The following is a 1,243-nucleotide window of genomic DNA, read 5'->3' on the forward strand; positions in this document are numbered from 1 at the left end:
GGAGAGGAGGTGTGTTGGTGTGGGGTATGAGCCTGTGCGTCTTCCTGCTGCTTTGCAGGGGTTTCTTGAGGTGACGGTGGGGATGAAGTGGCCGAATGGTAATGAGGTGTTGTTGGGGGAGTCTGCTGATGTGTGGTTGAGGTTGGGGGAGGTGTTGGAGGGTGCGCGGGGGGCTTTTGGGGATGATGTGTCGCGGTTGGGTGGGGCGATGTCGGGTGAGTGGGTGGATCGGGTGGTGGAGAGTTATTCGTCGGGTATGGCGGATATGTTTGATCAGTTGGTTGATGCGGCGGGGAAGTTCGGGGATGCGATGTTGCAGACTGCGGCGTCGGTGCAGAAGGCGAAGATTATGATTGGGGTTTTTTTGGCGTTGTTGGCGGCGACGATTATTGAGTTGGCGTTTTCGTTTTTTGGTGCGGGGTTTATTCCGGTGGTGATTGCGGCGGGGCGGGCGGCTATTGGTGCGGTGTTGCGGTGGTTGGCGGAGAAGGCGGCGTCGTTGTCGTTGCGGGAGGTGGTGTTGAAGTTGACGACGCGGGAGGGGTTGGCGGCGTTGGGGGGTGTGGTGCAGCGGGCGGGGGTGGCGTTGTCGGGTCAGGTGGGGGGTGCGTTGTCGCGGGAGGGGTTGAAGGCGGCGGGTGAGGTGGCGGGTCGGGCGGGGAGGCAGTTTGTGGTGGATGTGGCGAAGTATGGGGCGTTTGGTGCGGGGGTGATGGGGTTTACGAGTTTGGCGATTGATGGGGTGCAGAATTTGGAGGAGACGGAGGGTGGGCAGCGGTTGCGTGAGGGGGTGGATGGTCAGGGGGCGTTGGTGATGGCGTTTATGGGTGGGTTGGGGGGTGCGTTGTTTGGGGCGGGGCGGTCGTTGGCGCGGGGGATTGACAATGTGACGGCGGATTTGCGGAGTGCGTTGGCGGGGACGGTGTTGCGGAATTTGCCGGAGGTGTCGTTGGAGAAGTTGTCGCGGGGTTTGCAGCCGTTGAAGGATGTGTTGTATAGCGGGTTGCAGGTGGCGGTGGGTGGGGTGGCGACGAATGTGGCGATCAATGTGGCGCAGGGGCCGGCGGGGGTGGCGGCGGCGGAGTTGCTGGGGGAGGAGTATGAGGGTGGGGCGGCGGCGTCGCCGTTGTCGGCGGGGTTGTTGGGGGTGGTGAGTCGGTCGCAGGGTGCGGGGCCGAATTTTGGTGGGGCTTTCAGTGGGTTGCCGGGTGTGGTGGAGAAGCTGCGGTTGAGTGTGGCGGAT

1 protein-coding gene is annotated in these 1,243 nt (G+C 63.1%); it reads left to right on the top strand.

All coding sequences use genetic code 11. The features are described 5' to 3' along the window. Positions 1-19: 19 nt before the first annotated feature. A partial coding sequence (locus ACIBTM_RS46430) for a hypothetical protein (RefSeq protein WP_395883489.1) occupies positions 20-1,243 on the top strand: 1,224 nt, incomplete at its 3' end.

It is taken from the genome of Amycolatopsis sp. NPDC049868, from assembly GCF_044461365.1.
Classification (GTDB): Bacteria; Actinomycetota; Actinomycetes; order Mycobacteriales; family Pseudonocardiaceae; genus Amycolatopsis.